This is a genomic window from Streptomyces sp. WM6378 (assembly GCF_001279695.1).
GTDB lineage: Bacteria > Actinomycetota > Actinomycetes > Streptomycetales > Streptomycetaceae > Streptomyces.
Map to the genome: position 1 here is coordinate 1 of NZ_LGDD01000121.1, position 26,491 is coordinate 26,491.

The 26,491-nt window shown below is 69.9% G+C and carries 21 protein-coding genes; 5 read left to right on the plus strand and 16 right to left on the minus strand.

Annotation, left to right across the window (positions count from 1 at the left end):
* Window positions 1-1,126 precede the first annotated feature (1,126 nt).
* The gene (locus tag ADK54_RS12860) at window positions 1,127-1,732 is read left to right on the plus strand and encodes a dihydrofolate reductase family protein (protein WP_053725742.1); all 606 of its coding nucleotides are present in this window, start codon (window positions 1,127-1,129) and stop codon (window positions 1,730-1,732) included.
* A 532-nt stretch (window positions 1,733-2,264) separates the two neighbouring features.
* Here ADK54_RS12860 and ADK54_RS12865 read toward each other — a convergent pair.
* Together ADK54_RS12865 and ADK54_RS12870 are read right to left on the minus strand one after the other, a co-directional pair.
* Window positions 2,265-3,857 carry an alpha/beta fold hydrolase gene (locus ADK54_RS12865; protein ID WP_199826944.1) on the minus strand — a complete coding sequence of 531 codons (1,593 nt, stop codon included), beginning with the start codon at window positions 3,855-3,857 and terminating at the stop codon, window positions 2,265-2,267.
* 2 nt (window positions 3,858-3,859) lie between these two features.
* A complete protein-coding gene (locus tag ADK54_RS12870; protein WP_234392033.1) occupies window positions 3,860-4,942 on the minus strand; it encodes a serine hydrolase domain-containing protein in 1,083 nt (360 codons plus the stop codon).
* Between the two features lie 1,773 nt (window positions 4,943-6,715).
* On the opposite strand from ADK54_RS12870, the gene ADK54_RS12880 reads away from it, so the two are divergent.
* Window positions 6,716-7,450, plus strand: a complete 735-nt coding sequence (locus ADK54_RS12880; RefSeq protein ID WP_053725745.1) for an alpha/beta hydrolase — start codon at window positions 6,716-6,718, stop codon at window positions 7,448-7,450.
* Between the two features lie 234 nt (window positions 7,451-7,684).
* Here the strand turns inward: ADK54_RS12880 and ADK54_RS12885 are convergent, their stop codons facing one another.
* The 6 genes from ADK54_RS12885 to ADK54_RS12910 form a co-directional block, all read right to left on the minus strand.
* Complete coding sequence (locus ADK54_RS12885) at window positions 7,685-8,833, minus strand: serine hydrolase domain-containing protein (protein WP_053725746.1); 1,149 nt, start codon at window positions 8,831-8,833, stop codon at window positions 7,685-7,687.
* 321 nt (window positions 8,834-9,154) lie between these two features.
* Window positions 9,155-9,370 (minus strand): DUF6243 family protein, encoded by a 216-nt coding sequence (locus ADK54_RS12890; RefSeq protein WP_199826940.1) that lies wholly within the window; start codon window positions 9,368-9,370, stop codon window positions 9,155-9,157.
* 536 nt (window positions 9,371-9,906) lie between these two features.
* On the minus strand, window positions 9,907-10,674 hold the full coding sequence (locus ADK54_RS47420; RefSeq protein WP_053725747.1) for an isocitrate lyase/PEP mutase family protein: 768 nt from the start codon (window positions 10,672-10,674) through the stop codon (window positions 9,907-9,909).
* Window positions 10,671-11,084 (minus strand): hypothetical protein, encoded by a 414-nt coding sequence (locus tag ADK54_RS47425; RefSeq protein WP_078966342.1) that lies wholly within the window; start codon window positions 11,082-11,084, stop codon window positions 10,671-10,673. The genes ADK54_RS47420 and ADK54_RS47425 overlap by 4 nt, the downstream gene beginning before the upstream one ends.
* A gap of 89 nt (window positions 11,085-11,173) precedes the next feature.
* The gene (locus ADK54_RS12905; RefSeq protein WP_053725749.1) at window positions 11,174-12,535 is read right to left on the minus strand and encodes a glycosyltransferase; all 1,362 of its coding nucleotides are present in this window, start codon (window positions 12,533-12,535) and stop codon (window positions 11,174-11,176) included.
* Window positions 12,532-12,816: a hypothetical protein gene (locus ADK54_RS12910; protein WP_053725750.1), complete on the minus strand. Its 285-nt coding sequence runs from the start codon at window positions 12,814-12,816 to the stop codon at window positions 12,532-12,534. Before ADK54_RS12910 ends, ADK54_RS12905 begins: the two co-directional genes overlap by 4 nt.
* A gap of 451 nt (window positions 12,817-13,267) precedes the next feature.
* Here ADK54_RS12910 and wecB point away from each other — a divergent pair, with 451 nt between their 5' ends.
* The 3 genes from wecB to ADK54_RS12925 are packed head-to-tail and all read left to right on the plus strand — an operon-like array spanning window position 13,268 to window position 19,070.
* Complete coding sequence (gene wecB, locus ADK54_RS12915) at window positions 13,268-14,455, plus strand: non-hydrolyzing UDP-N-acetylglucosamine 2-epimerase (RefSeq protein WP_053725751.1); 1,188 nt, start codon at window positions 13,268-13,270, stop codon at window positions 14,453-14,455.
* Window positions 14,455-16,743, plus strand: coding sequence for an NHL repeat-containing protein (locus ADK54_RS12920; RefSeq protein WP_078966344.1), 2,289 nt, complete (start codon window positions 14,455-14,457; stop codon window positions 16,741-16,743). The genes wecB and ADK54_RS12920 overlap by 1 nt, the downstream gene beginning before the upstream one ends.
* A gap of 20 nt (window positions 16,744-16,763) precedes the next feature.
* Window positions 16,764-19,070, plus strand: coding sequence for an NHL repeat-containing protein (locus ADK54_RS12925; RefSeq protein WP_234392034.1), 2,307 nt, complete (start codon window positions 16,764-16,766; stop codon window positions 19,068-19,070).
* A gap of 169 nt (window positions 19,071-19,239) precedes the next feature.
* On the opposite strand, the gene infA is transcribed toward ADK54_RS12925, so the two are convergent.
* From infA to ADK54_RS12965, 8 genes are all read right to left on the minus strand, one after another.
* Window positions 19,240-19,464: a translation initiation factor IF-1 gene (infA, locus tag ADK54_RS12930; RefSeq protein ID WP_053725752.1), complete on the minus strand. Its 225-nt coding sequence runs from the start codon at window positions 19,462-19,464 to the stop codon at window positions 19,240-19,242.
* Window positions 19,465-19,562: 98 nt separating this feature from the next.
* On the minus strand, window positions 19,563-20,360 hold the full coding sequence (locus tag ADK54_RS12935; protein ID WP_053725753.1) for a GNAT family N-acetyltransferase: 798 nt from the start codon (window positions 20,358-20,360) through the stop codon (window positions 19,563-19,565).
* 204 nt (window positions 20,361-20,564) lie between these two features.
* Entirely contained in the window at window positions 20,565-21,152 is a 588-nt protein-coding gene (locus tag ADK54_RS12940; RefSeq protein ID WP_053725754.1) for a hypothetical protein, read from the minus strand.
* Complete coding sequence (locus ADK54_RS12945; protein ID WP_053725755.1) at window positions 21,152-22,321, minus strand: ROK family glucokinase; 1,170 nt, start codon at window positions 22,319-22,321, stop codon at window positions 21,152-21,154. The genes ADK54_RS12940 and ADK54_RS12945 overlap by 1 nt, the downstream gene beginning before the upstream one ends.
* A 75-nt stretch (window positions 22,322-22,396) precedes the next feature.
* Complete coding sequence (locus ADK54_RS12950) at window positions 22,397-23,239, minus strand: ATP-binding cassette domain-containing protein (RefSeq protein ID WP_053725756.1); 843 nt, start codon at window positions 23,237-23,239, stop codon at window positions 22,397-22,399.
* Entirely contained in the window at window positions 23,236-24,273 is a 1,038-nt protein-coding gene (locus ADK54_RS12955) for an ABC transporter permease (protein ID WP_053725757.1), read from the minus strand. Before ADK54_RS12955 ends, ADK54_RS12950 begins: the two co-directional genes overlap by 4 nt.
* Window positions 24,270-25,283 (minus strand): sugar ABC transporter substrate-binding protein, encoded by a 1,014-nt coding sequence (locus ADK54_RS12960; RefSeq protein ID WP_053725843.1) that lies wholly within the window; start codon window positions 25,281-25,283, stop codon window positions 24,270-24,272. The genes ADK54_RS12955 and ADK54_RS12960 overlap by 4 nt, the downstream gene beginning before the upstream one ends.
* Before the next feature lie 98 nt (window positions 25,284-25,381).
* The gene (locus ADK54_RS12965) at window positions 25,382-26,386 is read right to left on the minus strand and encodes a substrate-binding domain-containing protein (RefSeq protein WP_053725758.1); all 1,005 of its coding nucleotides are present in this window, start codon (window positions 26,384-26,386) and stop codon (window positions 25,382-25,384) included.
* Between the last annotated feature and the right edge of the window lie 105 nt (window positions 26,387-26,491).

Here is a 26,491-nt window from a genome sequence, read left to right on the forward strand (position 1 = left end):
AAGCCCTCACGGGCCAGAGGGGACCCAGGAAGACGCTCCGGCGCCCTGCGGTGCACCGCACCGGACGCCGCGACCTGCCCGACCCCGATCCACCAGACATCCCTGGAACGAGGAGAATGCACAAAACGTCACAAATAGTGCCCATTCGGTCCAACGCTCACCTCGCGGGCCGGCAGGGCAGGAGGCCGGGCCGTGGGGCCGTGATGGGGGCCGGTGCGCCCGTTGTCCACCAGCGGCCTCCGGGCCGTGCAGGATGCCCCGCAGAAGCGAACGTTCTTCGGCAGGCACTTCAACGCTCGGCGTTCCCTGCCGTTCAGTGATCCGGCAGGAACGGGCTCGCCGAGTGGCAGCGCCATCAAGAGGTTCAGGGCATCCGGTCGCGTCAGGGGTGGCATACCCGCAGCCGCCCGTCGCTCCCGCTCTCGCGCCTCGAATCGGTAGGCCGCAACGAGCTTCGCCCCCTCGGCTTCAACAACCGCCAGGCTCGCATCGCGGGGCACGAGATCGCCAGGAGCCAGCACTCCCGCACGCAACCACACCCAAAGGCTCCCGCGCCGCGATTGCCATCGACCAACCCGCTTCGTCCTGTACCGACGCTGTCCCCAGCAGGGCTGTATGCGCTCATCCTTACCGCTTGCCCCGCGCCACCGGAAGCAGCCTCAACGACAAAGCCAACGGACCTCGACCGGCCCTAGGCACGGGAACGCATCCAAACGAACGGCAAGGCCAGTACGGACACTCGTACGAACAACGACCACCACACCCGATAGCTCCGCATCGGCCATCCGCCGCCCCCCCCCTGCACAATCCGCACCCACAACAGGTCGCGATTGAACGACTGCGATCGTAGCCATCCCGCGGCACGATGCCTACAGTTGTTCGAATTATCGAGTGTGTCCAGCCCTCCCGGAAGCACCTGCCCCTGTGACTGAGCGTTTCAGTTGGCCCCTGAGCGTTGTACTTGGCCCGGCTGAGCGTGACGGTTGGCCCGGGCCGTTCGCGGGTGGCGCTCCGCCGATCTGATCGGCTGCAGCGTCATGGGTTTCTCGTTACTCCACAGCGCGGCCGATGAGTTTGTGGCTCCCGGCCGGTCCAAGCTCGTGACACCCCAGGAAAGGACACCGCCATGTCGGAGCTTCTCGTCGACTTCATCACCTCCCTCGACGGCCACGCATCGGGAGAGGGATGGCCCGGGTTCTGGGGCCTCGAGGGCCCGGAGTACCTCACATGGCTCGGCGAGCAGCCCGAGGCCACCTACCTGATGGGAGCGAACACCTACCGCCTTATGTCGGGCTTCGCCGCAGGCGAGGTCCCGAAAGGCCAAGACGAGTTCAGGCCCGAAGAAGAGGCGTCCGTCGACGAGCTCACGCAAGCGTCCAAGGTGGTGTTCTCCTCCTCACTCGAGGAGCCACTGACGTGGGCCAACTCCACGCTCGTCCGCGACGACGCCGTCGAGGCGGTCCGCGCCATGAAGTCGAGTGGCTCGGGACTCCTCAGCACAATCGGCAGCCTCAGCCTGTGCCGGTCCCTGCTACGAGCCGGACTCGTCGACCGCTTCCGGGTCGTGATGTTCCCGGTGATCACCGGGGCCACGGGCGAAGAACGCATCTACGACGGCTATCCGGACGTTGCCCTCGAGATGATCGAGCACCGCACCTTCGACGGCCGCATCCAACTGGTCGAGTACAAGCCCCGCGTGCTCAAGCACCCGCCGCTCGGCGTCCCTGCGTGACGTCGCCCCGGTCCGCCGGTCTGGACGGCCAGGCCGACGCCGGCGGGTGCGGAGCAAGACCTAATAGGGGCCGGCCAACGTCAGGACGCCCGGCCCACCTGGCCCCGAGCCGTCGCGGGTCAGCCCATGTACGCCCTCCCAGGCCGCCGTCTCCGCAAAGATCCACCCTCCGGATACGGATGCGCCGCTGGACGCTTCCCTGGGCAGAGCCTCGCGAGCTGAGCGCTCCACATGGCCGATGGAGCCAACTGAAGCGCTCAGTCACAGCCCGCAAGCCGCGGCCGACCAGCACCGCACCATCGGCCCCGCAGTCAAAACCCCGCCGAAACAAGCCGACGAGGGTCAACACCTGTCACACCCCTGTCACCAACAGCGTCGACGCGCCTGGACGGCAAGATCCCAACCCGGTCAAACGCTCTCGACCTGGACCACACGGACGCCAGGAGACGCCGCCTACCCGTGTCGTGTGAGGCGGTGCTGGAGACACTTTGGAGGATTCCCAGCCGCGCCCTTCTTCTGCCCTGCCGGTTGGCTAGTCGGCCTGCTTGACGCAGGTCTCGTCCTTCTTCGGCAGCTTGCCGGTGGCCAGGTAGGTGTTGACCTTGTTATCCACGCAGTCGTTGCCGTAGAGCCCGTAGAGGGCGTGGCGGTTGGCGCCCTTGAGGGTGAGCAGTTTGGAGCTCGGCAGCTGCTTGTGCAGGTCGAGGCTGCTGCGGTAGGTGGTGCGGGGGTCGCCGGTGGCGGCGACGATCAGCATCTTGGCGTCGCGGCGCACCTGGGTGGGCTGCTCACGGGGCGTATCCAGGAAGGCGCAGGTGCTGATGTTGTTGGCCACCGGTCCCATGATCGGGTGCTCGGCACGGCTGCGCTGGATGTCCTTCCAGTACGTTTCGGGGTCGCGCGGGGCCGGCTTGTCGCCGCAGATGATCGCGGCCTGCACGCCGGAGTTCGGCGACCCGCCGGTCAGGGCGGACTTCAGCGCGGCGGCGAACTCGGGCGACAGCTCGGTGGGCTGCCCCTTCGCCGCCTTGGCCAGTACGGAGACCTGTTCGGCGAACGAGGCCCGCGTCTCGGGGGTGTCGTCCGAGTTCCCCGCGATGAAGAGGAACGGCACCTGGGTATCGTCGAGTTGGAAGGTGCCGGCGCCCTTGCCGACGGTCAGCGGGCCGCGCGCGGACGCCGCGACGATGCGGTCGAGGGTGTCGAGCACCGCGGCCCGGGTACTGCCGAGGCCGTAGGTGGCGTGGCGCTTCGCGGCCCAGGCGGCCCAGGCGGAGAGGGCCTGCTCGTTCTCGCGCTCGGAGCCCTTCAGCAGCCGGGGGCCGTAGTCGGCCGGGGCGATCGCCCCGTCGAGGACGAAGCGGTCGTACTTGCCGGGAAACATCTGGGTGTAGACGGTGCCGAGGTAACTGCCGTACGAGTAGCCCAGGTAGGAGATCTTGCGTTCGCCGAGCGCGCCCCTGATGACGTCCATGTCGCGGGCCGTGTTGCGGGTGCTGACGTGCGGCAGAACGGAGCCGCTGGTGGCGCGGCACTTGTCGGCCAGGCCCTTCTTGAAGGCGACCTGGCGCTCGAAACTCGCCCGGCTGAGACCGGCCGAGCGGATGTCGGTGCCGACGGGCCAGCCGCAGTCCAGTGGGGTGCTGCGGCCCACGAAGCGCGGGTCGAAGCCGATGATGTCGTAGCGCGGCCCGGTCTTCTTCATCATTTTGCGCACGTCCGGCGGGGACTGGACGGCGGGGCCGCCAGGGCCGCCGTTGTTGAGGAGGATCGAGCCGATGCGGTGGCGGGTGTCGGTGGCCTTGAGCCGGGATATCGCGACGGTGATCGTACGGCCCCGGGGGTCGGCGTAGTCCAGCGGTACGAGTACGTCGGCGCACTGCACGCCGGCCTTGTCCAGGTCGCGGCCCATCGCGTCGTCGGGGCCCTTGGCACAACTGCCCCAGCCCGGACGCTGGTTGTAGTAGCGGTCGAGGCCGGTCCCGGCGCTGCTCTTGGCCGTGGCCGTGGCCGTGCTGGTACTCGCGGCCGTGCTCGTGGCCGTGGCCAGGGCGGGAGTCGTGGTGAGGGCGGCGGCGAGGGCGAGGCCCGCGGCCGAAGCGCGGCGTGCGGTGGTGGTGAGCATGGTCACGCGGTCTTCTCCTGGAACGGGTGGGTGCGGTCGGTGGGGCAGAAGGCGCCGTCCACTACGGCGCGGAAGTCGGCCTCGGCCTTGTCGGTGTCAGGGACCTGGTTGAGGGCGATGGCGATGCTGCGGCCGCCGGGGCCGCTCGCACCGAGCGCGCGGTGTCCGCCGGGCACGGTCCCGCCGTGCCCCCACCACGTGCCGCCGCACTTCAGCGGCGACGAGACGAGGCCCAGCCCGTAGCGGGCGCCGGGCCACAGCCGGTCGGGGTCGGCGGGCACGGTGCGCTTCATTTCGGCGAGCCAGCGCGCGGGCACCAGCTTCCCGCCGAACAGCCCCTGGTAGAACCGGTTCACATCGGCCGGGGTGGAGACCAGGGCACCGCCCGCACCGCCGAAGGTCACGTTCCACTCGGTACCGTCGACCTGCCGGCCCGAGCCGCCCGGATCGGGGAAGTAGCTGCGCGAGTGCGCGCCCCGGACGCGAGTGGCATCGCCCGGCCAGTACGTGTCGCGCAGGCCGAGCGGCCCCAGGATCCGCCGCGAGACCTCCGCCTCGATGCCGCGCCCGCTCACCTTCTCGACGATGAGCCCGGCGACGAGGGTGTTGGTGGTCGCGTAGTGCCACTTCTTGACCGGGCGCTCCATCGTGAGCGCGGTCGCGATCAGCTCACGCGGCTCGAAGTGGCGGTAGCGCCACTCGTTCACGGGTCTGTCGGCGATGGCCTCGACGTAGTCGGGAAGGCCACTGGTGTGCTGGAGCAGCTGCCGTACGGTGATCTTCCGACCGTCGTAGCCGTTGCCCCGGATCAGCCCCGGAAGATACCGCTCGACCGGAGCGTCCAGCTCGATCCGGCCCTCGGCGGCCAGTTGAACCACCACCGTCGCGGTGAACGTCTTGGTGACACTGCCGATGCGCAGCCGGTCGTCGGCGTTCATCGGGCGCCCGGTGTCCCGGTCGGCGACGCCCCGCGCGGCCTTCCAGCGGCCGCACTCGGAGTCGGCCACCTCGGCGGCCGCACCCGCGATCCCGTGCCGGGTGACGAGGGTGTCCAGGGACGCGGTGAGCGCTCCACGCGCCGCCACGTCGCACCCGGCGGGCACGCTGGGCCCGGGCGCCGCAGCCGAGGCGATAGAAACGTTCGAGGCGTTCGCGCTGGGAACGGCGACCGCCAACACAGCCGATGCCGCGCCCAAAGCCACCGCGTACCGGTTCGGCCGGGCTGTTCTGATGGGGGATTTCTCTGCTCTGAGGTGCGTATGTGTCACACCGTCAGACGCTAGGGTCAGAGCCGCCCCTACTCACTACAGTCCGCACCCCGATCCCCCAGGGAGCCACCTATACCCACGGGGTAGGGTGATCCCCCCAACGGGACGGAGCCGCCGGCCTCATGAACTGGCCCCTCGCCCGCGTAGGTGGCGCCCGGTGGCGCCGATGGCGTGTCGTCCTCGGTGAGCGTCAGGCCCGGCCGGGACCTGACGAAGGTGGCGTCATCCAGGGTGGTGCCGGGGCGGTCGAGCAGGGCGGCCAATACGGATGCCATCCCAGCGCCCTCGCCGTCGCACGCGGCGAGCACCGCCTCAAGCCGGTTCCACCAAGGTGTGGTGGGTTCGGGCCGGGTGTACTCCACGCCGGGTTCAAAGTTCTCGCGGCACGCGCCGTCACGCCCGTACGGAAAGAACTCGATGCCATCAGTGGCCATCACACTGTACGTCTCCGTGTCCCCGGGGCAGCTCCGTGAGTGGTCCGTCAGGAGAACCGATAGCACCGCTCTCCTCCATGCGGAATGTCCACTCACGCTCGATCTCAGCGCCCCCGAATGCGTAGCACTGCCGGACATGCCGCCGGTCGATGACCAGGCGCCAAGTGCGATCGGAATCGGCGGGGATGACGAACTGCTCGGAGATCTCCATGCCTTGACCGCAACGCGGCCGAGGGACAGGACGACCGCAACAGCGCGCGCAAACAAGCGGCGCGTTCAAAGTCCAGGTTCACGACGCCCGACGCGATGGACTGAGCTGGCCACGGCGGTGCTGGGATGGTCCGATCATGCCCGGAGCGACAGGCCACCTTCGCCGCCCCCACATTCGCCCGCCGCCCGGCCGACCCAAGCCGCCAGAAGCGCCTCAGGTGTCACCGGCGTGTCACCAACCCCGCAGACGCTCCGGGACCACAAGGAATCCGCCTACGCAAACGCCATCGTTTCGGACCATGCGGACGCCAGAAGACGGCTCCGCTTACCTGTGCCATGTGGTACCCAGTGACGGTCCCAAGACCAGGACCGGGGCGTCCGCTGGCCCGTCAGAGCGGTATTGCAGGGTGTTCTTCGGTGTCTCGCTCACCCGTCCGACCCTCTCATCTGTCACCTGCAGAGCTACCGCCAGGGTCAGAAGGTCAGAAAGTGTGGAGCGACGCGGGCATGGACGCCATGTGGTCCGCCTCTACCAGTCCCATTCTGTCTCAGCAGTCCTCACTGTCTACGCGCACCCGGGGCCGTGCGCCACGATCGCCGCCCTGCTCCACCAGTACAAGCGCCTGGCCATGCGCTGGGGAACAGCGCCTCGAAATCCACGACACCTTCGTCCCGTTGGGGCCTGCGGCCTCATCCGCTGGAGGCGTCCGAGGAGGACCGAACCACGATCGCTTGGGTGGTGGCTCCGAGGTGTCCGGCCGCAGGAGCCTGCGAAAACCCGTTGGGCGGACCCGGCGGCCGCTGCTAACCTCCTGGAGGCCGTGCGAGAGAACGAGGAGGTGGTACCCGTGAGCGCAGTATCGACGTGGGTGCTCCCCTCCGGGGTCACGGTCGGGCGATAGGTCGTCCGGGAGCGCCGTTCAACGCCCTCCCGAAAGGCACGATCATGCAATTCACTTCTGAACAGCGTCTCGACGACGGCGTCCTTGAGCGCGAATTCATCCTCGGTGAGATCCCCGGCATCCTGTGGACGCCCGGATCCGCATCCGCACCGTCGCCGCTGATCCTGCTCGGCCCCCCTCCTCTCGGGCTGCGCAAGGCGTACCCCCGACTGGTGGCCCGAGCACGGCACGCCGCGGCGGACGGCTTCGCCACGGCCACCATCGAGCTCCCCGGGAACGGCGACCGGCCCCGTTGGCCCGCCGCCGAGCAGGCCCTCGCCGACCTGCGCCGGGCTATGGAGGCCGGCGAACCGGTCAGCGGCGAGATCATCGACGCCCTCGTCCTCCCGCTGGTCGACAAGGCGGTCCCGGAATGGCAGACCGCCCTGGACGCCCTCTTGGAGCTGCCCGAGATCGGCGGCCGGGTCGGGTACTCGGGGGGAGTGATCTCCATCGGGACCCGGCTGGCGGTGGTCGAGCCTCGCATCTCGGCCGCTGTTCTGTTCGCCGGGAGTTTCGTCCCTCGCGCCATGTTCGAGGAGGCCCGCCGGGTCTCCATTCCGCTGCACGTCCTGCTGCAGTGGGACGACGAAGGCAACGACCGGCAGGCGGCCCTGGACCTGTTCGACGCCTTCGGCTCCAAGGAGAAGACGCTGAACGCCAATATGGGCGGGCACACAGGCGTCCCGCAGTTCGCAGGGGACGCCGCCGCCGGGTTCTTCATTCGGCATTTGCGCTAGCCGCAGGCTGGCCCCGCCGCTGTGCCGGGTAGACGGCAGGCGATGCCGGCCGGCACGCCGCTCGTCGAGGGCAGGCCCCGGCCCACCTCCATGGCGGCGGCCGGCAGGTGCACAACCGCCCCGATCGCGATGGTGCCGGCCATCGGCGGTACCGGCCGGTCGGGGCGGCACTCAGCCACCGGCGCCCCATCAGCTGGGCCCACGCCGTGAGGCTGCGGGTCTGAGATGCGAGTGTCAGGCGTCAGCCGCATACCGCCAGAACTCCCTGATCACCGGGGCCGGCACCGGGCTCATCGCTGCCACCTGGGTCAGCAGGATGGTGATCGCACCCGTTGCCGGGATCACGTGTGCCGCGGTGCCCGTGCCGCCGACCCAGCCGTAACGGCCCGGGACGTTCCACGGATTGGTCCGGTCGATATCGACCGAGCCGCCGAAGCCCCAGCCCTGGCCGTCCAGGAACAGCCGGCCGATGTCGCGCTGATCCGGATTCGTATGGTCGGTCATCATCATGCGTACGGAGTCGGCCGACAGCACCCGGGTGCCGTCGGCCGACAGCCCGCCGGCCAGCAGCATCCGGCAGAACGCGAGCCAGTCGTCGGCGGTAGAGGCCAGTCCGCCACTGCCGAGCGGCAGCGCGGGCAGACTGCTCCACTCCCCGTCCGGGCCGTCGGCGAGCTCCAGGCTGCCGTCGTCTCCGGAGCGGTAATAGCTGGTGAACCTGCCGCGTTTGACGGCCGGCACCTCGAAACCCGTGTCCGACATGCCGAGCGGACCGAAGATCCGCTCGGCCAGGAACTCCGGCAGCGACTGTCCGGTGACCCGGGAGATCAGCACCCCCTGCAGTACGGAGCAGGTGTCGTACAGCCAGGCATCGCCCGGCTGGTACAGCAGCGGAACACTGCCGAGCACCGACATCCACTCGTCCGCCGGCGGAAAGTTGCTCGGCACCCGGCCGTCCTTCTGCACCGTAAACAAGTGCTGCACCGCGGGCAGGGTGAAGTCGGAGGAGAATCCGTACCCGGCCTGGGAGGCCAGCACGTCGAACACGGTGATGGGCCGGGCGGCCGGCACCACGTCGTCCACCGGGCTCGCCGGAGTGCGTACGACCAACGGCTTCTCCAGCTCCGGCAGCCACGTCCCGACCGAATCATCCAGTGCGAGCCGGCCTTCCTCCACAAGGACCAGCACCGCCGCAGCGGTAACGGACTTGGTGATCGAAGCGACCCGGAAGATGGAGTCCCTGGTCATCGGGGCGCCGCCCAAGGCGTCCTGCGAACCGGTGGCCTCCACCTCGACCCGGTCGCCGCGTGCCACAAGAGCGACGGCGCCCGGCAGCGTACCGGCACCTACATGGGCATCAAGCAAGTCGTGCAGGGTAGTCATGAGGCCGCCTTCCGGGAGGTTGCTGTCGGACGACAGACTCCCGTACGGGCCGGGAATCATCGGCGCCGACAGGCCTCGCGGCCGGCCCCGCGTCACAGTCACAGCCCCTATGAGCGGGTCCTGGCTGTAGCCATCCGCAGATCGGGTGGTGGCGGTGATGGGGTCACTGAATCTGCGGCTGCCCCGAGTGGCCGGCTAAGACGCCGGTGCCCGGCCAAGAGCTGAGCGGGACCGGTCACGACCGGTAGGGCAGCAGGGCCCGGACCACGCGTCGCGGTCCGGGCCCTGCCCCATGCGGTGCCGCCTCGCGGCGGCGGTGCGTCAGCTCTGTGCGGTGTCGTCGCCGGGCTGCCCGGCGCCATCGGCCGCGCCCGCCTTCTCGCGCATCTTGCGCACCAGCTCCGCCTTCTGGTCGGCGGCACTCTGGCGGTCGAGGTTGCGGTGCGGACCGTTGTTCTGCCGTTCGGCGCGGGACAGCCTCTTGCGCTGGCCGCCGCCCATGCCCACGGGGTTGTTGATGTTCTTGCTCACGGTCACGGGTTCTCCCGGTAATGATGCGAAGTGATCTACGGATTCATCGGTGGGGGACGGGCGCGGCGTCGTCGCAGGACGTCAGCAGAGGCCCGTCACGCGCTCACTCGTAAATCGGCGTCTGGAAGAACATGACAAAGACGTTACCTGGTTCCGTCGGCCCCGCACACCAACTTTTTCGCCGCCCGGCGCCGGCCGGGCCTTCGGCGAGCGCCCGGTCCTGCTTCTTGGGCGCGCCCGAGCCGGTCCACCGGGCGAGCCGTCTGTGGCCGCGCGGCCGGCGACCCCACCTACCTCCTCCAGCTCCGGCCCGCCCCCCTCGCCGCCCCCGTCACCCACAAAGCCACCAGCGTCTACGGCGCCAGCAGGCGCGAGCCCGCCCCGGTACCCACCGGCCAGCGCCCCGACTGGTACGACCAGAAAACCAGCGGCTACGGCCCCGACCACTACGCAGCCCAGCAGCAGGACGGCGAAAGCCCCGATCAACGCCATCGCCACCGGCAGACCTCTTGACCTCTGCTGCCCGGTCCGGCACACCACCGCTAGCGACTGAGCGCGTCGACCTCCGCGTAGCTGGGGATGCCGGCGGGCAGGGGCTCGCCTTCTCGGATCGCGACCGCCGTGGTGACCGTGGCGTTCAGGGCCGCGCGGAAGAGCAGGGAACCGGTGCTGACCCGCCGCACGCCCAACTCCCCCAACCGGTCGAGGCCGAGGGCGGGAAGGTGCAGCACGTTGACCGGCACCGGCACCGCGGCGGTCACGGCGGCGATGTCCTCCTCCCTGGCCAGGCCCGGCACGAAGATCCCGTCGGCGCCCGCGTCCACGTACCGTCGCGCGCGGTCCAGCGTCGCGGGCACCGAGGCGTCGAGCCCGAGCCAGTAGGTGTCCGCGCGGGCATTGAGGAACACCGCCGGTGCACGGCCCTTGACCTCGCGGATCAACGCCGTCTGCGTCGCCGGGTCGGCCAGCCGGTCGCCCCGCCCGTCCTCCAGGTTGATCCCGGCGATCCCCAGATCGGCCAACTCCGCTACCAGGTCGCCGACTTGCCCCGGGTCGGCGCTGAAGCCCGCCTCGATGTCGACGGTGACCGGACACGGCAACCGGACCAGCCTCCGCGCCAGCGCGAGGGTCTCGGCACGGGCCACTCCCGCGGCGTCAGGCAGGCCATGGGCGACGGCCACGCCGAGGCTGGTCGTGCCGATGGCGGCGAATCCGGCGGCGGCCAGCGCCGCCGACGACGCGAAGTCCCAGGCGTTGGGGAGCAGCAGTGGCCGGTCCGCGTGATGCAGTGCGTGGAACGCGGTGCTCAACGGGTCCTCGCTTCCACCAGGCCGACCGCGAGGGCCGGCCCCTGCTCGCGGCCGGGGCGTGCATGGGGGCCGATCCCGAAGGGCACTTCGGCGAGGCTGACCTCCACAAGCGTGCCGTCCGGCGCCACTCGGCGCGTCAGGGGCACCGGCGGATCGGTGCGACCAGCCGCCGTGCTGGCGAGCACCTCGACCGAGCCGTCCCCACGCTCGGCTTCCCGCGGCCGAAGACCCTCCGGATCGACGGAGGCCAGATCGGCCACTGCCAGCGCACTCCCGCGGCGGTGAGCAGCACCACCGCTGAAGCGCGCGCCGGACGACCTCAGCCAGGCAACACCACCGGGCGGGGAGTCGGGCACCGCAGGGACGACGAACTCCGGATCGGCCAGCACGGGATGGCTCAGCAAAGGCATGGTGCCAGGTTAGTGGCCACCTCCGACAGCGCGGCTCGGCCCGCAACATGCGAGCGCGAGCGTCTTCTCGCCGCGCGAGGGGGGCGGGTTCAGGCCGGGGCCGCCGCCTCGACCTCGCGGGTGGTCTTGGTCCAGCCCGTCTGCCCGCGCACCATGCGGAACAGGGCCCGCCAGGCGCAGAGGAACGACAGGTAGTTCATGACGACGAAGGAGTGTCCGAGCAGCAGGGCACGGCCCACTCCCACGCCCCTGTCGCGGCGCAGGTACGTCCAGGAGGTGATGAGCGCGGGGGCGAAGGTGAGCAGGTACCAGGCGGCGAGGTTGGCCGGCCACTTCAGGTGGGTGGCGTTGACGGCGGCCGCCCGACTGCCGCGCAGCACCAGCACGTTGGGGCTGCGGACGAACCAGATCAGGCAGTACTGGAAGAGCAGCGACCAGGGCAGGTCGAGCACCCAGGGGACCAGGAGGTAGGCGAACATCTCCAGGGCGGCCAGGTGCCCCATCCGGGGCGCGTGCCAGATCTCGCCCATCCGCCGGATCGCCGTCATATGGCCCTGGTACCAGCGGGTGCGCTGGCGGATGAGCCGTCGCAGGTCGCTCACGCCTTGCTGGTCGACGGACGCGTGGGCGGTGGTGCGCAGCCGCCAGCCGCGTACCGCCAGGCTGATGGCCAGGTCCAGGTCCTCGGTCAGCGACTGTGACCAGGGTCGTTCGCCCAGTGCGTCGAGCGCGGAGAGGCGGGTGAACTGGCCGTTGCCGCCGAGGCTGACGGTGGACGTCCAGTTGCGGCCGAACTGGGTGACGGCGGCCATCGCCCAGAACTGGTAGTCCTGGAACCAGGTCAGGAAGTTGCCGCGGCGGTTGCGGATGCGTACCCCCAGCTGTACGCCGCCGACCCGGGGGTCGTCGAAGAGCGGCAGGATGTGGCGCAGCGCCCGGTCCGAGAGGCGGCCGTCGGCGTCCATGACACAGACGACCGTCTCGGCCGGGTCCTGGCCGCGGGCCGCGACCCGCTCGCGGATCAGCCGGATGCCGTGGTTGAGCGCCTCGCCCTTGCCCTGGCGGGCGTTGGGGGGTTCGCGGCGCAGCACGGCCACTTCCCCTTCGCCACCGGCTGCCCGCGCCCCCGCCCGTTCGGCCACCTGGCCCGTGGCGTCGTCCGAGCCGTCGTCGATGACCACGACGGTGGTACGGGGTCCGAGCAGCCCGGTGACCGTGGTGGCGATCACCGACTCCTCGTTGAGGCAGGGAACGAGGACGTAGAGGTCGCGGTGGTCGTGGCGGCCGAGGTGCGGGCGGTCGTACGCGCTGTCTCCCTGGACCCGCAACGCGGCTTTCTGGCGGCGCAGTTCGAGGAGCCCGGCGCCCATGGCGAGGGCGAGATAGCCGGCGGACAGGCCGATGACGGTGTAGCCGATGGAGTCGACGGCCTTGAGGAAGAGGCGTTTCACCGAGGGATCTCCTGTTGTGGACGGTCCGTCAGGGATGCGCCCACGGAGGCGGCCGGAACCGGGTGCGGACGGCGGGGCACGGGCAGGCGGGGTGTTCCGGTCCCGGGGGCCGGTGCCCACCGCTCCCGTCCGGTCCGCCGGCGCTGCAACTCCCGCCCGAGGACGAACCCGGCGGGCAGCACCATCGCGCCGATCGCCGCCACCAGGGCGCCGCGTCCGGGCGCCCCGGCCCGGGCCGCGGCCATGCCGCCCACGAGCGGCCAGGTGAATCCCATGTACATGGCGCGGCCGTACCTCCGGGCAAGGGGGATGAGCACGAGTCGGGGCGTGGGACGAGGGCCCGACCACTGTCACCCAGAATTCCGCTGCTGGCCAGACCCCGAAGCGGCGCGTACGAGACGGTCGGAGGCGCTTTCGCGCCGACCCGGGGGTGACTGGATTCCCTTAATCCGCAAGCACACCTGGCATTTTCCCATCCCCCACCGTGAACGCTGCCCGGATTTGGCCATTCATGCCGGATCGGGGCCATTGCACGCCGAGGAGCCTCAGAGTTAGCGTCGTCGGCGGGCCGCGCTCAAGACGATGGGTGTTCGGCTCTTCAGCTTCCGCGTCTTTGCGCGTTCCTCCATTCTGCTGAGCGACGGGCGGTGATCCAGTGCGCCAATTTTTTCTTCGCAATGCCGTCGACGCGACGGTCAAATATCCCGTGCGACGGACGGAGAACACATCGCGTTGAACGAACGCCAGCGCATCGCCGTCATCGTGGGCACCCGCCCCGAAGCCATCAAACTCGCCCCCGTCGTTCAGGAGCTGAAGCGGAAGCGCTGGGCGCTTCCGGTCGTCGTCACCACCGGCCAGCACGGCACGGTGGTCCGCGACACCCTCGCCTGTTTCGGGCTGCGGGCGCAGACGGAGCTGACTCTGCCACCGGGCGCGCACTCCATCACCGAGCTGACCGCCGGCCTGCTCAGGGGGCTGGACAAGGGGCTGAACACGCCCGCGGCCCACGCGGTCGTGGTCCAGGGCGACACCTCATCGGCCCTGGCCGGGGCGATGGCCGGGTTCTTCTCCTCGATCCCCGTGGTGCACGTGGAGGCAGGGCTGCGCTCCGCGGATCTGCGCAGCCCGTTCCCCGAGGAGGCGCACCGGCGCATGATCGCCGAGGTGAGCGATCTCCATCTGGCGCCCACTCACACCGCCCAGCGCAATCTCCTCGCCCAGGCAGTGGCGGCCGAGCGGATCGTGGTGACCGGCAACACCGTGATCGACGCGGTGGTCTCCGCGAGCCGCCGCCCGCCGGCCGGCCCCGAACCGGCGTCACCGCTGCATCGCATCGAGCGGGATTCCGCTCCGCTGGTTCTGGTGACCGCGCACCGCAGAGAGAACTGGGGTGCTCCGATCCGGCGCATCGGGCAGGCGGTGTCAATTCTCAGCCAGGAATACCCGGACGTCAGCTTCGTGGTGGCGGCACACATGAATCCGGTGGTGCGTACCGCGATCGAAGATTCTCTTCGTGATCGCCCCAATGTTCATCTGCCGGGTCCCATTCCGTACGGCACCTTCGCCCGGCTCCTCGCCCGTTCCATTCTTGCCATCACTGACTCGGGTGGAATCCAGGAAGAGGCAGCTGCTTTTGGCGTGCCGGTTCTCGTGACCCGTGACAACACCGAGCGGACCGAGGGGATCGATTCCGGCCTCGCGCGTCTGGTCGGCACCCAGGAATCGGAGATCGTCGCGGCCGCGGAAAAGGAATTCGCGCGTGAGGGAGCCCTCTTGGGTGCTGCTGACCGGCCACTCGTACGACGCAATCCCTACGGCGACGGCAGGGCGGCCGGGCGCTGTGCGGACGCCTGCGGCTGGCTGCTCGGCCTGGCACCCAGACCGTCCGACATCCCGATGGACTTCGGCAAGGAGGAGTGATGGCGACACCAACTGCTGTGGCCAATGGCACGATCACAACGGTGGCGGGTACCGGCGCCGCCGGGTACGACGAGGACGGCGTCCCCGCCACCGACACCGCGCTCAACGGCCCCCATGTGGCCACGGACCGGTCCGGCACGTTCTACATCGCCGACACGAACAACCACCGGATACGCAAGGTCGGCACCGACGGCATCATCCGGACGATCGCCGGCACCGGGACCTCCGGGTTCAGCGGTGACGGCGGGCAGGCCACCGCGGCACAGATCGCCCAGCCGGTGTCGGTGGCCGTGGGCGCCGACGGCAGTGTGTACTTCGCGACGTGGGGCTCAAGTCGCGTGCGCAAGGTGGCGCCCGACGGCATCATCACCACCGTCGCGGGCGGCGGGACGGGGACCGCGGACGGCGGCAGGGCCGTCGACGCCGGCCTCAGCAACGTCTTCGCCATCGCGCTGGACGGGGCCGGAAACCTGTATCTCACCGAACGCTACGGCCACACGGTGCGCAGGGTCGGCACCGACGGCGTCATCCGGACGGTCGCGGGCACCGGCCAGGCCGGTTACGACAAGGACGACGTCCCCGCCACCACCGCCACACTCAACGGCCCCAAGGGTCTTGCTGTGGACGGGGCCGGAAACCTCTACATCGCCGACACGGGCAACCACCGTGTGCGCAAGGTCGGCACCGACGGCGTCATCCGGACGGTCGCCGGCACCGGGGATCCCGGGTACATCGCGGACGGCGGGCCCGGGGTCAAGACCCGGCTCAACTCCCCCGAAGGGCTGGCGGTGGACGGCGACGGCAACCTCTACATCGCCGACAGCGCCAATCACCGGGTGCGCCGGGTGGACCCGGGCGGCGTCATCACCACCATCGCGGGCACCGGCACCGGCGGCTACGACGCCGACGGCACCCCGGCCGACGCCGCGCGGCTCTACTTCCCGAACACCGTGGCGCTGGACGGCGACGGCAACCTCTTCATCGGCGACGGCAACAACAACCGAGTGCGCAAGGTCGCCGGGGCGACCCGCTTCGACCCGGCCAAGTTCCCGATCGCCGACCTGTACGGCGCGGCCGTCGCCCCGCACACCGTGCAGCGCGGCCAGGAGTTCGACGTCGGCGCCCGGATCCGCAACCGCGGCCCGAACAGCGTCGACGGGGAGAGCGTCACCGTCGTCCTCACCCTGGCCGACGGCCTGACCGGCGGCCCGGGCACCACCGGACGGCGGCTCACCCGCACCTTCCCCGGCGTGAAGATCATCCCCTACTTCCAGGCGCTGCCCAACGGTTGGGACCACCTGGACGCGCTGTTCCGTGTCAGCGCGCCCGAGACCACTCCCGCGGGCACCTACGAATGCACCCTGGAGATCCAGTACAGCGGCGAGCTCAATCTCAAGGACAACACCTTCGTCCTGCCCGTGACGGTCGTCGTCCCCCGGGACGTCAGCGACGAGACCGCCCTGGAGATTCGCCAGGAGACCGTGCCCGAGGCAGCTCCCGGGCAGCAGGCCAAGTTCAACGTCCTGTTCAACTCGCCCACCGGACGGCCGGTCAACCCCGGAGTCGTCACCCAGCGCTTCACCGCGCCCACCGGCTTCGTGTTCACCGGCCAGCCGTCGTACGGCTATTACGGGACCATCCACGGCGTGATCACCGGAAACCTGGACTATCTGATCGAGGACGACGGCCGCATCTTGACCATCAGCGCCAACCCGCACGTCAACACCACCACCAGCGACACCGGCCCCCTCGTCTACACCATCGGCATTCAGGCGCTCCCCGGCGCCCGGCCCGGCGTCTCGGCCGACGGCAGTGCCGGCGTCGGCAAGCACGCCCCCATCCAGATCTCCGGGAAGGTCACCGGCTCCGGTCAGGACGAACGGGCGCTGCGGGTGGCTCAGGAGAGCGTTCCGCAGGCGGCACCGGGTGCGACGGCGTCCTTCAACGTCGAGATCCGCTCGCTCAACGACGTGCCGGTCGCCCCCGGCACCATCGAACAGCGCTTCACCGCCCCGACCGGCTTCGCCTTCACCGGCGGCGCCTCCTACGGCTACTACTACGTCAAACCGGCCGTCACCGGAAACCTCACCACCCGCCTCGAAGACGGCGGCAGGACCCTCGTCGTCGAGTCCGACCCACACGTCAACACCGACAGCACGGACGCGACGGCGCTGCTCTACACCCTCTCGGTGCGCGCCCTGCCCGATGCCACACCCGGCTCGTACGAGGACGGGAAGGCCGTCATCGGCCGACTGGCCCCCGTACCGCTGTCCGGCCACATCCTCTGACCCCGACAGGAGCAGCAATCATGACAACCGCAGCCAGCACGGGAACCGGTCCGCAGCCCGCGGGCCTGATGGAAGGCGCCATCGCGACGGTCGCGGGCAACGGCGTGGGCGGATTCATCTCCGACGGGGGGCCGGGGGCGCTGACCCGGCTCCAGTACCCCTACGACGTGACCGTGGACAAGAACGGCAACCTCTACATCGCCGACCGCAACAACCACCGCGTCCGCAGGGTCACCCCCAACGGCAACATCACCACCGTCGCGGGCGACGGCCAGGCCGGATACGTCTCGGACGGCGGGCCCGCGGTCGCCACCCGGCTCCACTATCCCGGGGGCGTGGCGGTGGACGACGCGGGCAATGTCTTCATCGCGGACACCTACAACCACCGCGTCCGCAAGGTCACTCCCGCCGGCAACATCACCACCGTGGCGGGCAACGGCGAGGCCGGTTACGTCTCCGACGGCGGACCCGCCATCGCCACCCGGCTCCACTACCCGTACGGGGTGGCCGTGGACCGCAGCGGCAACCTGTACATCGCGGACCACTACAACCACCGCATCCGCAAGGTCACCCCCAACGGCAACATCACCACCGTGGCGGGCAACGGCGACGCCGGATACGTCTCCGACGGCGGACCGGCGATCTCGACCCGACTGCACTACCCCGTGGCGGTGACGGTGGACGGCGACGGAAACCTCTACATCGCCGACCGGCACAACCACCGCATCCGCAAGGTCACTACGAACGGCATCATCACCACCGTCGCGGGCAACGGCACGGCGGGCTACGTCTCGGACGGCGGACCGGCCATCGGCACCCGGCTCCACTACCCCTGGGGCCTGGCGCTCGACGAAGCCGGCAGCCTGTACATCGGCGACGGGCACAACCACCGTGTCCGCAAGGTGACTTCGGACGGTGTCATCACCACCGTCGCGGGCACCGGCACCGCCGGATACGTGGACGACGGCGGCCCCGCCGCGGCCACCCGCCTCTTCTACCCCTACGGGGTGGCCCTCGACCGGGCCGGCAACCTCTACATCGCCGACAGCAACAACCACCGCGTCCGTGGCGTCACGAGCGTCGCGCAGATGACCCCGCCGCCCCCGCCCGCCGCCGACCTGTACGGCGAGGTCGTCAACCCCTATCGGGTGCAGCGCGACCAGGAGTTCGATCTCGGCGCCCGGATCCGCAGCCGCGGGCCCAACCCGGCCGACGGGCAGTACGTGACCGCCGTACTGACGCTGGCCGACGGTCTGAGCGGCGGCCCGGGCACCACCGGGCGGCGGCTCACCCGCACCTTCACCGGGCAGCAACTCCTCGCCCACCAGGGCACGTTGGACGGGGTGTTCCGGATCACCGCGCCGGACAGCACCCCGCCGGGCACGTACACCTCCACGCTGGAGATCCAGTACGGCGGCGACCTCAACCTCAAGGACAACACGTACACGCTGCCGGTCACGGTCGTCGTACCCGAGCCGATCGCGGACGAGAAGGCGCTGACGATCTTCCAGGACACCGTCCCCGAGATCGCGCCGGGCCAGTACACCGCCTTCAACGTGAAGTACACGGCGCCCGCCGGGCAGCCGGTCAACCCCGGCACGATCACCCAGCGCTTCACCGCCCCGACCGGCTTCGTCTTCACCGGCCATCCCACGTACGCGTACTACGAGACCATCCACGGCGTCGTCACCGGGAACCTCGTCCACCGCATCGAGGACGGCGGCCGGACCCTCGTCATCACGGCCAACCCGCACCTCAACACCACCACCAGCGACACCGGTTCGGTGATCTACACGATCCCGGTGCAGGCCAGGAACGACGCCGTGCCCGGACGGTACGACAACGGCTCGGCCAGCGTCGGCAGGCACACCCCCGTCCAGCTCTCCGGCAAGATCACCGGAACCGCCCAGAACGAGACGGCGCTGCGCGTGGTGCAGGAGTCGATCCCGGCGGCGGCTCCGGGCCAGACCACGACCTTCAATCTGGAGTTGCGCTCGCTGAGCAACCAGCCGGTCAACCCCGGCACCATCGAACAGCGCTTCACCGCCCCGACCGGCTTCGCCTTCACCGGCGGCGCGTCCTACGGCTACTACTTCGTCCAGCCGTACGTCACGGGGAACCTGGACGCCCGCATCGAGGACGGCGGCAAGACGCTGATCGTGTCCTCCAACCCGCATCTGAACACCGGGTCCACGGACAAGACCGCGCTGATCTACACCCTGGGCATCCGGGCCCTGCCGGACGCCAGGACCGGCACGCAGCCGGATGACGGGCAGGTCGTCGTCGGCCGCCTCGCGCCGGTCCCGCTGACCGCCCGGGTGCTCTGACACCGCCCGCGCGGACGTCCGGCGTCCCTGCCGGGTGATGCGAACAGCCATCGCTCCGGCCCGGTTCCGTACCGGTCCGGAGCTGTGGCACAGGCGCTTCGACGGGCGGGCGGCGAACTCACCGGCAGCTACTGACGAAACCGTCACCGCGCCCGCACGTCCTGGCCCCCTACGTCCGGTACCGGTACAGGATCCGGCCGCGCGTGAGGTCGTACGGGCTGAGTTCCACGAGCACCCGGTCCACCGGCAGGATCCTGATGTAGTTCTTCCGGATCTTCCCGCTGATGTGCGCGAGCACCTGGTGTCCGTTCTGGAGCTCCACCTTGAAGGTGGCATTGCGCAGGCACTCGACGACGGTGCCCTCGACTTCTATGCCCTTTGCTGTTCTTGCCAAGTTCTGTCACTTCTCCGTTCGGTGATGGTGAGGTTGGTGGGATCGCAGACAAAACACGATCGCGTGGAAGGCCACCATGGCGGGGGTGGGGCGGGGCGTCAGCCGCGGACCAATTCCAGGTTGCCGCCCACGCGCTGGGCGCCGACGCCGCCGAACAGCGCCCTGGCCGGTCCGTTGGACTCGTCCACCTCGGCCCATGCCGTCGCCTCCCCAGAGCGGTGCAACGAGCCCAGCGCCTGGGCCAGCATCGCCCGGGCGATGCCACGGCGCTGCCGGTCGGCCCGGACCGCGATCAGCCCGATCCGCGGCCGCCGGGGTACCGGCGCCACCCGGAGCAGTCCCACGTAGCGGCCCGACTCCGCCGCGACCACGTACTTCGACGGGTCGACCACGGTGCTCCCGCCCGGGCGAAGCAGCACTTCGGCCGGCATCGCTTGCCAGCCGAGCGTGGCCTCGACCTCATCGCGGATCGTGCGGTCCAGAGCGCGTAGCGGCCCCTCCTGCGCCTCACCGGCAGGCACGACCGTCATGCCCGGCGGCAGTCGCACAGAGCCCAGCCCGGTGACTTCCGGGTCAGTGGGCACGAGGTACTCGCGCTCGCGGCGCCGGATCCTGAAGCCCGCTCGCTGCCAGTTGGCCGTCGAGTCGAGGTCGGCTTCGTCGACCACGGTATGGAGCGGCGTCGGCAGGTCCGCCACCATCGCGGCGGCAAGCCGGTCGAACGCCGCCCCGTGCCACGCGTCCACGCTCACGAAGAGCCGGCCGTCGAACCGCTGCGCCGCGTCACCGCGGCCGACCACCCGGCCGCCCTCCACGGCGTGCCACTGCTGCTCCGCGACTCGCGTGACCACGACCGCGTGCCCGTCCGGGCCTGGAGCGAAATGCACAGAATTCATAGGGTGCTGCCTTTCGGGAGTGCCTTGTCGTTGTGGCACTCCCGGCGACACCTATGTCAGCCGCCCGCCGTGACGAAGAGGGGGAGCACCCACGTGCTTACTGCGTTCACGGGTCTCACCTCCTGGCGGTCTGTCACGTTGTCGCGCACGCTACCGGCCGAGGTCCGCACACCTCAACCTCTTTTTCTTCCGCGCCTTACGGGGTCAGGGGGTAGCCGTGGACACCACGAAAACGACCGGCTTGTCCGGGTCGGTCTCGTCGACGGTGATGTTCTGGGTCGGCAGCGGGTCCTTCTGGGCGTGGGTGGTGCCCGCCCAGTCGTGGCCCGCGGAGAAGGGCCAGCCGACGCGCTTGGCGTCCTCGGGGGTGACCGTCACGTCCCCGGGCTTGAGCGCGGCGGTGCTGGTGCCGCTCTCCTTCATGAACTCGGCGAGGCCCGCCGCGCTGGTCCTGAAGTTGACGTAGAGCTTGCTGACGTTCCAGGTGTTCGACTCGTAGAAGTCGACGCCGACGGCGTCCGCCGGGATCGGCACGTTGTAGATGCGCCGCTGGGCCTTGGACGGCCAGTCGTGCTGGAGGGCCTGCTGCGCGGCCGAGGACTCCTTGTCACGGCCGCTGGTGCGGCTCTGTTCGGCGGAGATCGCCAGATAGCCGGCGGGCACGCCGATGAGCAGCACGATGATCACCGCGGTGATCCAGCGCCGCCGGATCATGTGCTGCCGGGTCTCGGGGGGCTTCTCGTCCGGCGGCGGGGACTGGCGCGGCACCGCGGGGCGGTCGGACGGTGTCATCAGTCGGATCCCTGGGTGGTGCGGGTGGTGCCCGTCCTGCGGACGGCTTCGGCGGCCTTGGCGTACCGCTCGTAGCGCTCGACGCGGCGGCGGTTGGCCCGGCGGAAGCGGCGGGCCACCAGGCGGGCGAGGTCGGCGGCGCCGACCATCCCCGCCTCGGGGCCCAGCTGGGCCTTGGCGATCCTGGCCTCGGGGCGGTAGCCGCGGCCGGTGAGGTGGCGTCTGAAGGCGTCCCTGGCGGGGCCGATCAGGAGGTCGTCGGCGGCGCTGACGCCCCCGCCGATGACGAAGCAGGACGGATCGAGGGCGGCCGCCAGGTTGGCGATGCCGACGCCGAGCCACTGGCCGATGTCCTGGAGCAGTTCGACGCACATGGCGTCGCCCTCGCGGGCCAGCTCGGTGATGAGCGGCCCGGTGATCTCGGGGATGTTCCCGCCGACCCGTTCGATGATGTTGTACGCCACCGGGGAGTCGGCCGTGGCCAGCTCGCGGGCCTCGCGGACCAGGGCGTTCCCGGAGCTGTACTGCTCCCAGCAGCCGCGGTTGCCGCAGGCGCAGCGGTGGCCGCCGGGCACGACCTGCATGTGGCCGAACTCGCCCGCGACGCCGTACTTGCCGCGCTTGACCTGCCCGTCCTCCAGGATCGCGCCGCCGATGCCGGTGCCAAGGGTGATCATGACCAGGTGGTCCTCGCCGCGTCCTGCGCCGAAGCGCCACTCGGCCCAGGCGGCCGTGTTGGCGTCGTTGTCGACCATGACCGGCACCGCGAGGCGGGCCTGGAGGGCGTCGCGCAGCGGCTCGTTGCGCCAGGCGAGGTGCGGGGCGAACAGGATGGTGGAGCGGTCGGCGTCGACCCAGCCGGCCGCGCCGATGCCGACCGCGTGCACGTCGTGCCGGTCGGAGAGGTCGAGGACCAGCTCGGTGATCGTGTCCTCGACGACCTTGGGGCTCTTGGACTTGTCCGGGGTCTCCGTGCGGAGCTTCTCCAGGATGTTCCCGTCCGCGTCCACGACGCCGGCCATCACCTTCGTACCGCCGATGTCGATGCCGACGGTGGGGACCCGGGGGGCCGTCAGGTGCGAGCGGCGTTCCCGGGTGCCTACGGTGCGCAGCACGGTGGCCCGGGCGGAACCCCGGTGGGCTAGGGCGAAGTCGCGGTACGTGGTCATCGGGGCCGATTCTGCCACCCTTGTGGGAGGCGGACCTTGCGCCGGGGGCCGCCCCGGTGGCCCGGGGCGGCCGGCTCACTCCTTGTCGGACGGGCCGCCGAGGTGGCCGGGGGCGGGGGCCCGCTGGAGTTCGTGGCTGAGCTCTTCGAGCTCGCTGCCGCCCGCCATCTGGCGGGTGAGCTCGTCCAGGGTGATGTCGGAGCGCAGGTGGCTGCCTGTCATCGTGCCGCGCTTCAGCAGCACGAAACGGTCTCCGACGAGGTAGGCGTGGTGCGGGTTGTGCGTGATGAGAACCACGCCGAGTCCGGCGTCCCGGGCGGCCGCCACGTACTTCAGGACGACGCCGGACTGCTTCACGCCGAGCGCCGCGGTCGGCTCGTCAAGGACGAGGACCTTGGCGCCGAAGTAGACGGCGCGCGCGATGGCGACGCACTGGCGCTCGCCTCCGGACAGGGTGCCGATCGGCTGGTCGACGTCGCGCAGGTCGATGCCCATGCGCAGCAGCTCCGCGCGGGTGGTGGCGCGCATCTTCTCGACGTCGAGCCGCTTGAAGGGGCCCTTGCCCTTGGTGGGCTCGGAGCCGAGGAAGAAGTTGCGCCAGACCGGCATCAGCGGGACCACGGCGAGGTCCTGGTAGACGGTGGCGATGCCGCGGTCCAGGGCCTCGCGCGGGTTGTTCAGCGAGACGTCCTCGCCCTCGATGCGGAAGTCGCCGGCGTCGTGCCGGTGAAGGCCTGCGATGATCTTGATGAGGGTGGACTTGCCGGCTCCGTTGTCACCCAGTACGCAGGTGATCTCCCCGGCGTGCACCTCCAGGGAGACCCCTTCGAGGGCGCGGATGTTGCCGTAGTACTTGCTGACGTCGTCGAGCTCGACGAGCGCCGTCCGCTCGGCCGTCTTGTCCGGTGTGGTCGTCATGCTGTCGCCTCCGCCCGCTTGCGCACCCACGCGTTGAGGAGGGTGGCGAGCAGGAGCATCGCTCCGAGGAAGAACTTGAACCAGTCCGGGTTCCACTCCGCGTACACGATGCCCTTGCTGGTCATGCCGAAGATGAAGGCGCCGACGGCGGAGCCGATCGCCGAGCCGTAGCCGCCGGTGATCAGGCAGCCGCCGATGACGGCCGCGATGATGTAGATCAGCTCGTTGCCGACGCCCTCGCCCGACTGCACCACGTCGAACGAGAACAGCAGGTGCTGGCCGGAGACCCAGGCCGCGAAGGCGACGCCCATGTAGAGGCCGATCTTCGTCTTGAAGACGGGTACGCCGACCGCGCGGGCCGCGTCCGCCTCGCCGCCGACCGCGAAGATCCAGTTGCCGAAGCGGGTCCGCAGCAGGATCCAGGTGGCGACGGCGACCAGGGCGAACCACCACAGGATGGTGACCTTCAGGTCGACGGAGCCGATGGTCAGCTGGGAGGCGAAGAGCTTCTTCGCGGACTCGAAGCCCTCCATGTCGGCGATGGACTTCGTCGAGACCGTGCCGCTGATCAACTTGGTGAAGCCGAGGTTGAGGCCGGTCAGCATCAGGAAGGTGCCGAGCGTGATGATGAAGCTCGGGAGCTTGGTGCGGGTCAGCATGAAGCCGTTGAACGCACCGATGGCGAGGGTGACCAGGAGGGAGACCCCCACTCCGACCCAGACGTTCGCCGTCATCTGATAGCTGAACATCGAGGAGACGAGAGCGGACGTCGTCACCAGGACTCCGGCCGACAGGTCGAACTCGCCGCCGATCATGAGCAGCGCGACCGGCACCGCCATGATGCCGATGGTCGAGGCCGCGTACAGGACGGTGGAGAGGCTGGAGGGCTGCAGGAAGCTTCCGGCGACGACCGAGAAGAAGAGGAAGACGGCTCCGGCGCCGACCACCGAGCCGAGTTCGGGGCGGCCGAGGATCTTGCGCCAGACCGAGCGGCGAAGCAGCCGCTCGTCCTCGGCGATGTCTGTCGCGCTCATCGCGTCCCCCGCTTCGTGTACTCCTCCAGCTTGGCGGCCTGGTCCTTGGTGATGATCTGGGGCCCGGTCAGGACCGGGAGCCCGCCGCCGAGGACGTCGGCGTTGTACTTGTAGAGCCAGAGCAGGTCCACCGCCTCGTACCCCTGGAGGTAGGGCTGCTGGTCGACGGCGAAGCCGAGCGTGCCGGCCTCCAGGGCCGTGGCCACCTTGGCGTTCAGGTCGAAGGTGTCGATCTCGGCGGAGCTGCCGGTCGACTGCTTGGCCTTGACGGCCGTGTCCGCGAAGGGCGCGCCGAGGGTGACCACGGCGTCGATGGACGGGTCGGCCTGGAGCTTGGCCTCGATGGAGGACTGCACGTCGGGCATGTTGGTGCCGGTGACGTAGAGGTTCTGAACCTCGCCCTTGAACGTCTTCCTGGTGCCCGCGCAGCGCTGTTCGTGGCCGACGTTGCCCTGCTCGTGCAGGACGCAGAGGGCCTTCTTCTTACCCCGCTTGGTGAGCTCGTCGCCGACGGCCTCGCCCGCGATGGTCTCGTCCTGGCCGATGTGGGTGAGCGCCCCGAACTCCTTGGACTTCTCCGAGCCCGAGTTCACGGTGATCACCGGGATGCCGGCCTTCTCGGCCTTGGCGACGACGTCCTTGAGGGCGTCCGGCTTTGCGAGCGTGACGATGAGGCCGTCGACCTTCTGGTCGATGGCGGCCTGCACGAACTGCGCCTGCTGCTGCCCCTGGTCGCTGTGCGAGTAGAGGAAGTCGATGTTGTCCTTGACGGCGGCCTGCTTGGCGCCGTTCTGGACGATGTCCCAGAACGTGTCGCCGTCGCCCGAGTGGGTGACCATCGCGATCTTCCAGCGGGGCGTGTCCACCGCGGCCCTCCCCTGGGCCTGCGCGGACTTGCGCGCGTCCTCTGCGCGCTTGCCGCCGGTGCTGCTGCACCCCGCCAAGGAGGCCCCGAGCACCGCTGCCAGCACCGCGCCCATGACGCGTACCCCTGTCCGAACCCTTGCCACGACGCCGTGCCCTTCTTGCTGTACCACCGGGTGCCTCCGGGGCTGGTTCAGGCCTGCCCCGGCCGCCCAAGTATGGGTCACGCGGGGTCCCCGGGCGATCATCGGGTACCGCGGGCGGTGTACTTCTCCAGCGTCGGCACGTCCTTCTCGGTGACGATCGCGGGTCCGGTCAGGACCGGCCTGCCGCCGCCGATCACATCCCCATTGGTCTTGTTCAGCCACAGTTCGTCGACCGCGAGATAGCCCTGGAGGTAGGGCTGCTGGTCGACGGCGAAGCCGATCTCCTCGGCCTTGAACTGCTTGATCACGGCCGCATTGAGGTCGAAGGTGTCGATCTCGGCGGAGCTGTTCGCGTCGCCCTTGGCCTTGACCGCGGCGGCCGCCATCGGCGCGCCGAGCGTGACGACCGAGTCGATGTCCTTGGCCGACTGGAGCTTGGCCTCGATGGAGGAGGTGGACGCGGGCGTGTTGGTGCCGTCGACGTTGAGGTTCTCGACGCTGCCCTGGAAGGTCTTCTTCACACCCGCACAGCGCTGCTCCAGGGACACGTTGCCCTGCTCGTGGATGACGCAGAGGGCCTTCTTCCGGCCCCGCTTGTTGAGCTCGTCGCCGACCGCCTCGCCGGCCACGCCCTCGTCCTGGCCGATGTGGCCGAGCGCGCCGACCTCCTTGGAGAAGTCGGCGCCGGAGTTGATCGTGACGACGGGTATCCCCGCCGCGACGGCCTTCTTGACGACGTCCTTGACCGCCTCCGGCTTGGCGAGCGTCACGATCAGCCCGTCGACCTTCTGGTCGATGGCCGCCTGCACCAGCTGCGCCTGCTGCTGACCCTCCTTGTCCGCCGAGTACAGGAAGTCGACGTTGTCCTTGGCCGCGGCCTGTTTCGCACCGCTCTGGACGATGTCCCAGAAGGTGTCGCCCTCGCCGGAGTGGGTCACCATCGCGATCTTGAGGCGGGGGGTGTTCACGCCCTTGCCGCCGCTCGGCGATCCGGAACCCTTGTCCTCGGAGCTCTTGCCCCCCGAGCTGCTGCAGCCGCCGAGCGCGAGCGCCAGTGCGGCGACGGCCACGGCCGCCGTGGTTGCCGTGCGGGGTGTGCGCATGGGTTCCGCCTTCTGTCCCGGCCGCCCGGTTGCGGCACGTGAGTTCTAGCGGCGGTTCCGCTACACGGTCAATACTTTGTCCGAACATTCTTACTCAAGAGCTTT

Bases quoted from the DNA above. Each gene is read 5' to 3' on its own strand.
- ADK54_RS47425 (WP_078966342.1), bottom strand. From the start codon at position 11,084: ATGCCTTTGCTGAGCCATCCCGTGCTGGCCGATCCGGAGTTCGTCGTC.
- ADK54_RS12965 (WP_053725758.1), bottom strand. From the start codon at position 26,386: ATGCGCACACCCCGCACGGCAACCACGGCGGCCGTGGCCGTCGCCGCA.
- ADK54_RS12955 (WP_053725757.1), bottom strand. From the start codon at position 24,273: ATGAGCGCGACAGACATCGCCGAGGACGAGCGGCTGCTTCGCCGCTCG.
- ADK54_RS12865 (WP_199826944.1), bottom strand. From the start codon at position 3,857: ATGCTCACCACCACCGCACGCCGCGCTTCGGCCGCGGGCCTCGCCCTC.
- ADK54_RS12925 (WP_234392034.1), top strand. From the start codon at position 16,764: ATGACAACCGCAGCCAGCACGGGAACCGGTCCGCAGCCCGCGGGCCTG.
- ADK54_RS12920 (WP_078966344.1), top strand. From the start codon at position 14,455: ATGGCGACACCAACTGCTGTGGCCAATGGCACGATCACAACGGTGGCG.
- ADK54_RS12940 (WP_053725754.1), bottom strand. From the start codon at position 21,152: ATGACACCGTCCGACCGCCCCGCGGTGCCGCGCCAGTCCCCGCCGCCG.
- ADK54_RS12880 (WP_053725745.1), top strand. From the start codon at position 6,716: ATGCAATTCACTTCTGAACAGCGTCTCGACGACGGCGTCCTTGAGCGC.
- ADK54_RS12860 (WP_053725742.1), top strand. From the start codon at position 1,127: ATGTCGGAGCTTCTCGTCGACTTCATCACCTCCCTCGACGGCCACGCA.
- ADK54_RS12885 (WP_053725746.1), bottom strand. From the start codon at position 8,833: ATGACTACCCTGCACGACTTGCTTGATGCCCATGTAGGTGCCGGTACG.
- ADK54_RS12945 (WP_053725755.1), bottom strand. From the start codon at position 22,321: ATGACCACGTACCGCGACTTCGCCCTAGCCCACCGGGGTTCCGCCCGG.
- ADK54_RS12935 (WP_053725753.1), bottom strand. From the start codon at position 20,360: ATGAATTCTGTGCATTTCGCTCCAGGCCCGGACGGGCACGCGGTCGTG.
- ADK54_RS12910 (WP_053725750.1), bottom strand. From the start codon at position 12,816: ATGTACATGGGATTCACCTGGCCGCTCGTGGGCGGCATGGCCGCGGCC.
- ADK54_RS12950 (WP_053725756.1), bottom strand. From the start codon at position 23,239: ATGACGACCACACCGGACAAGACGGCCGAGCGGACGGCGCTCGTCGAG.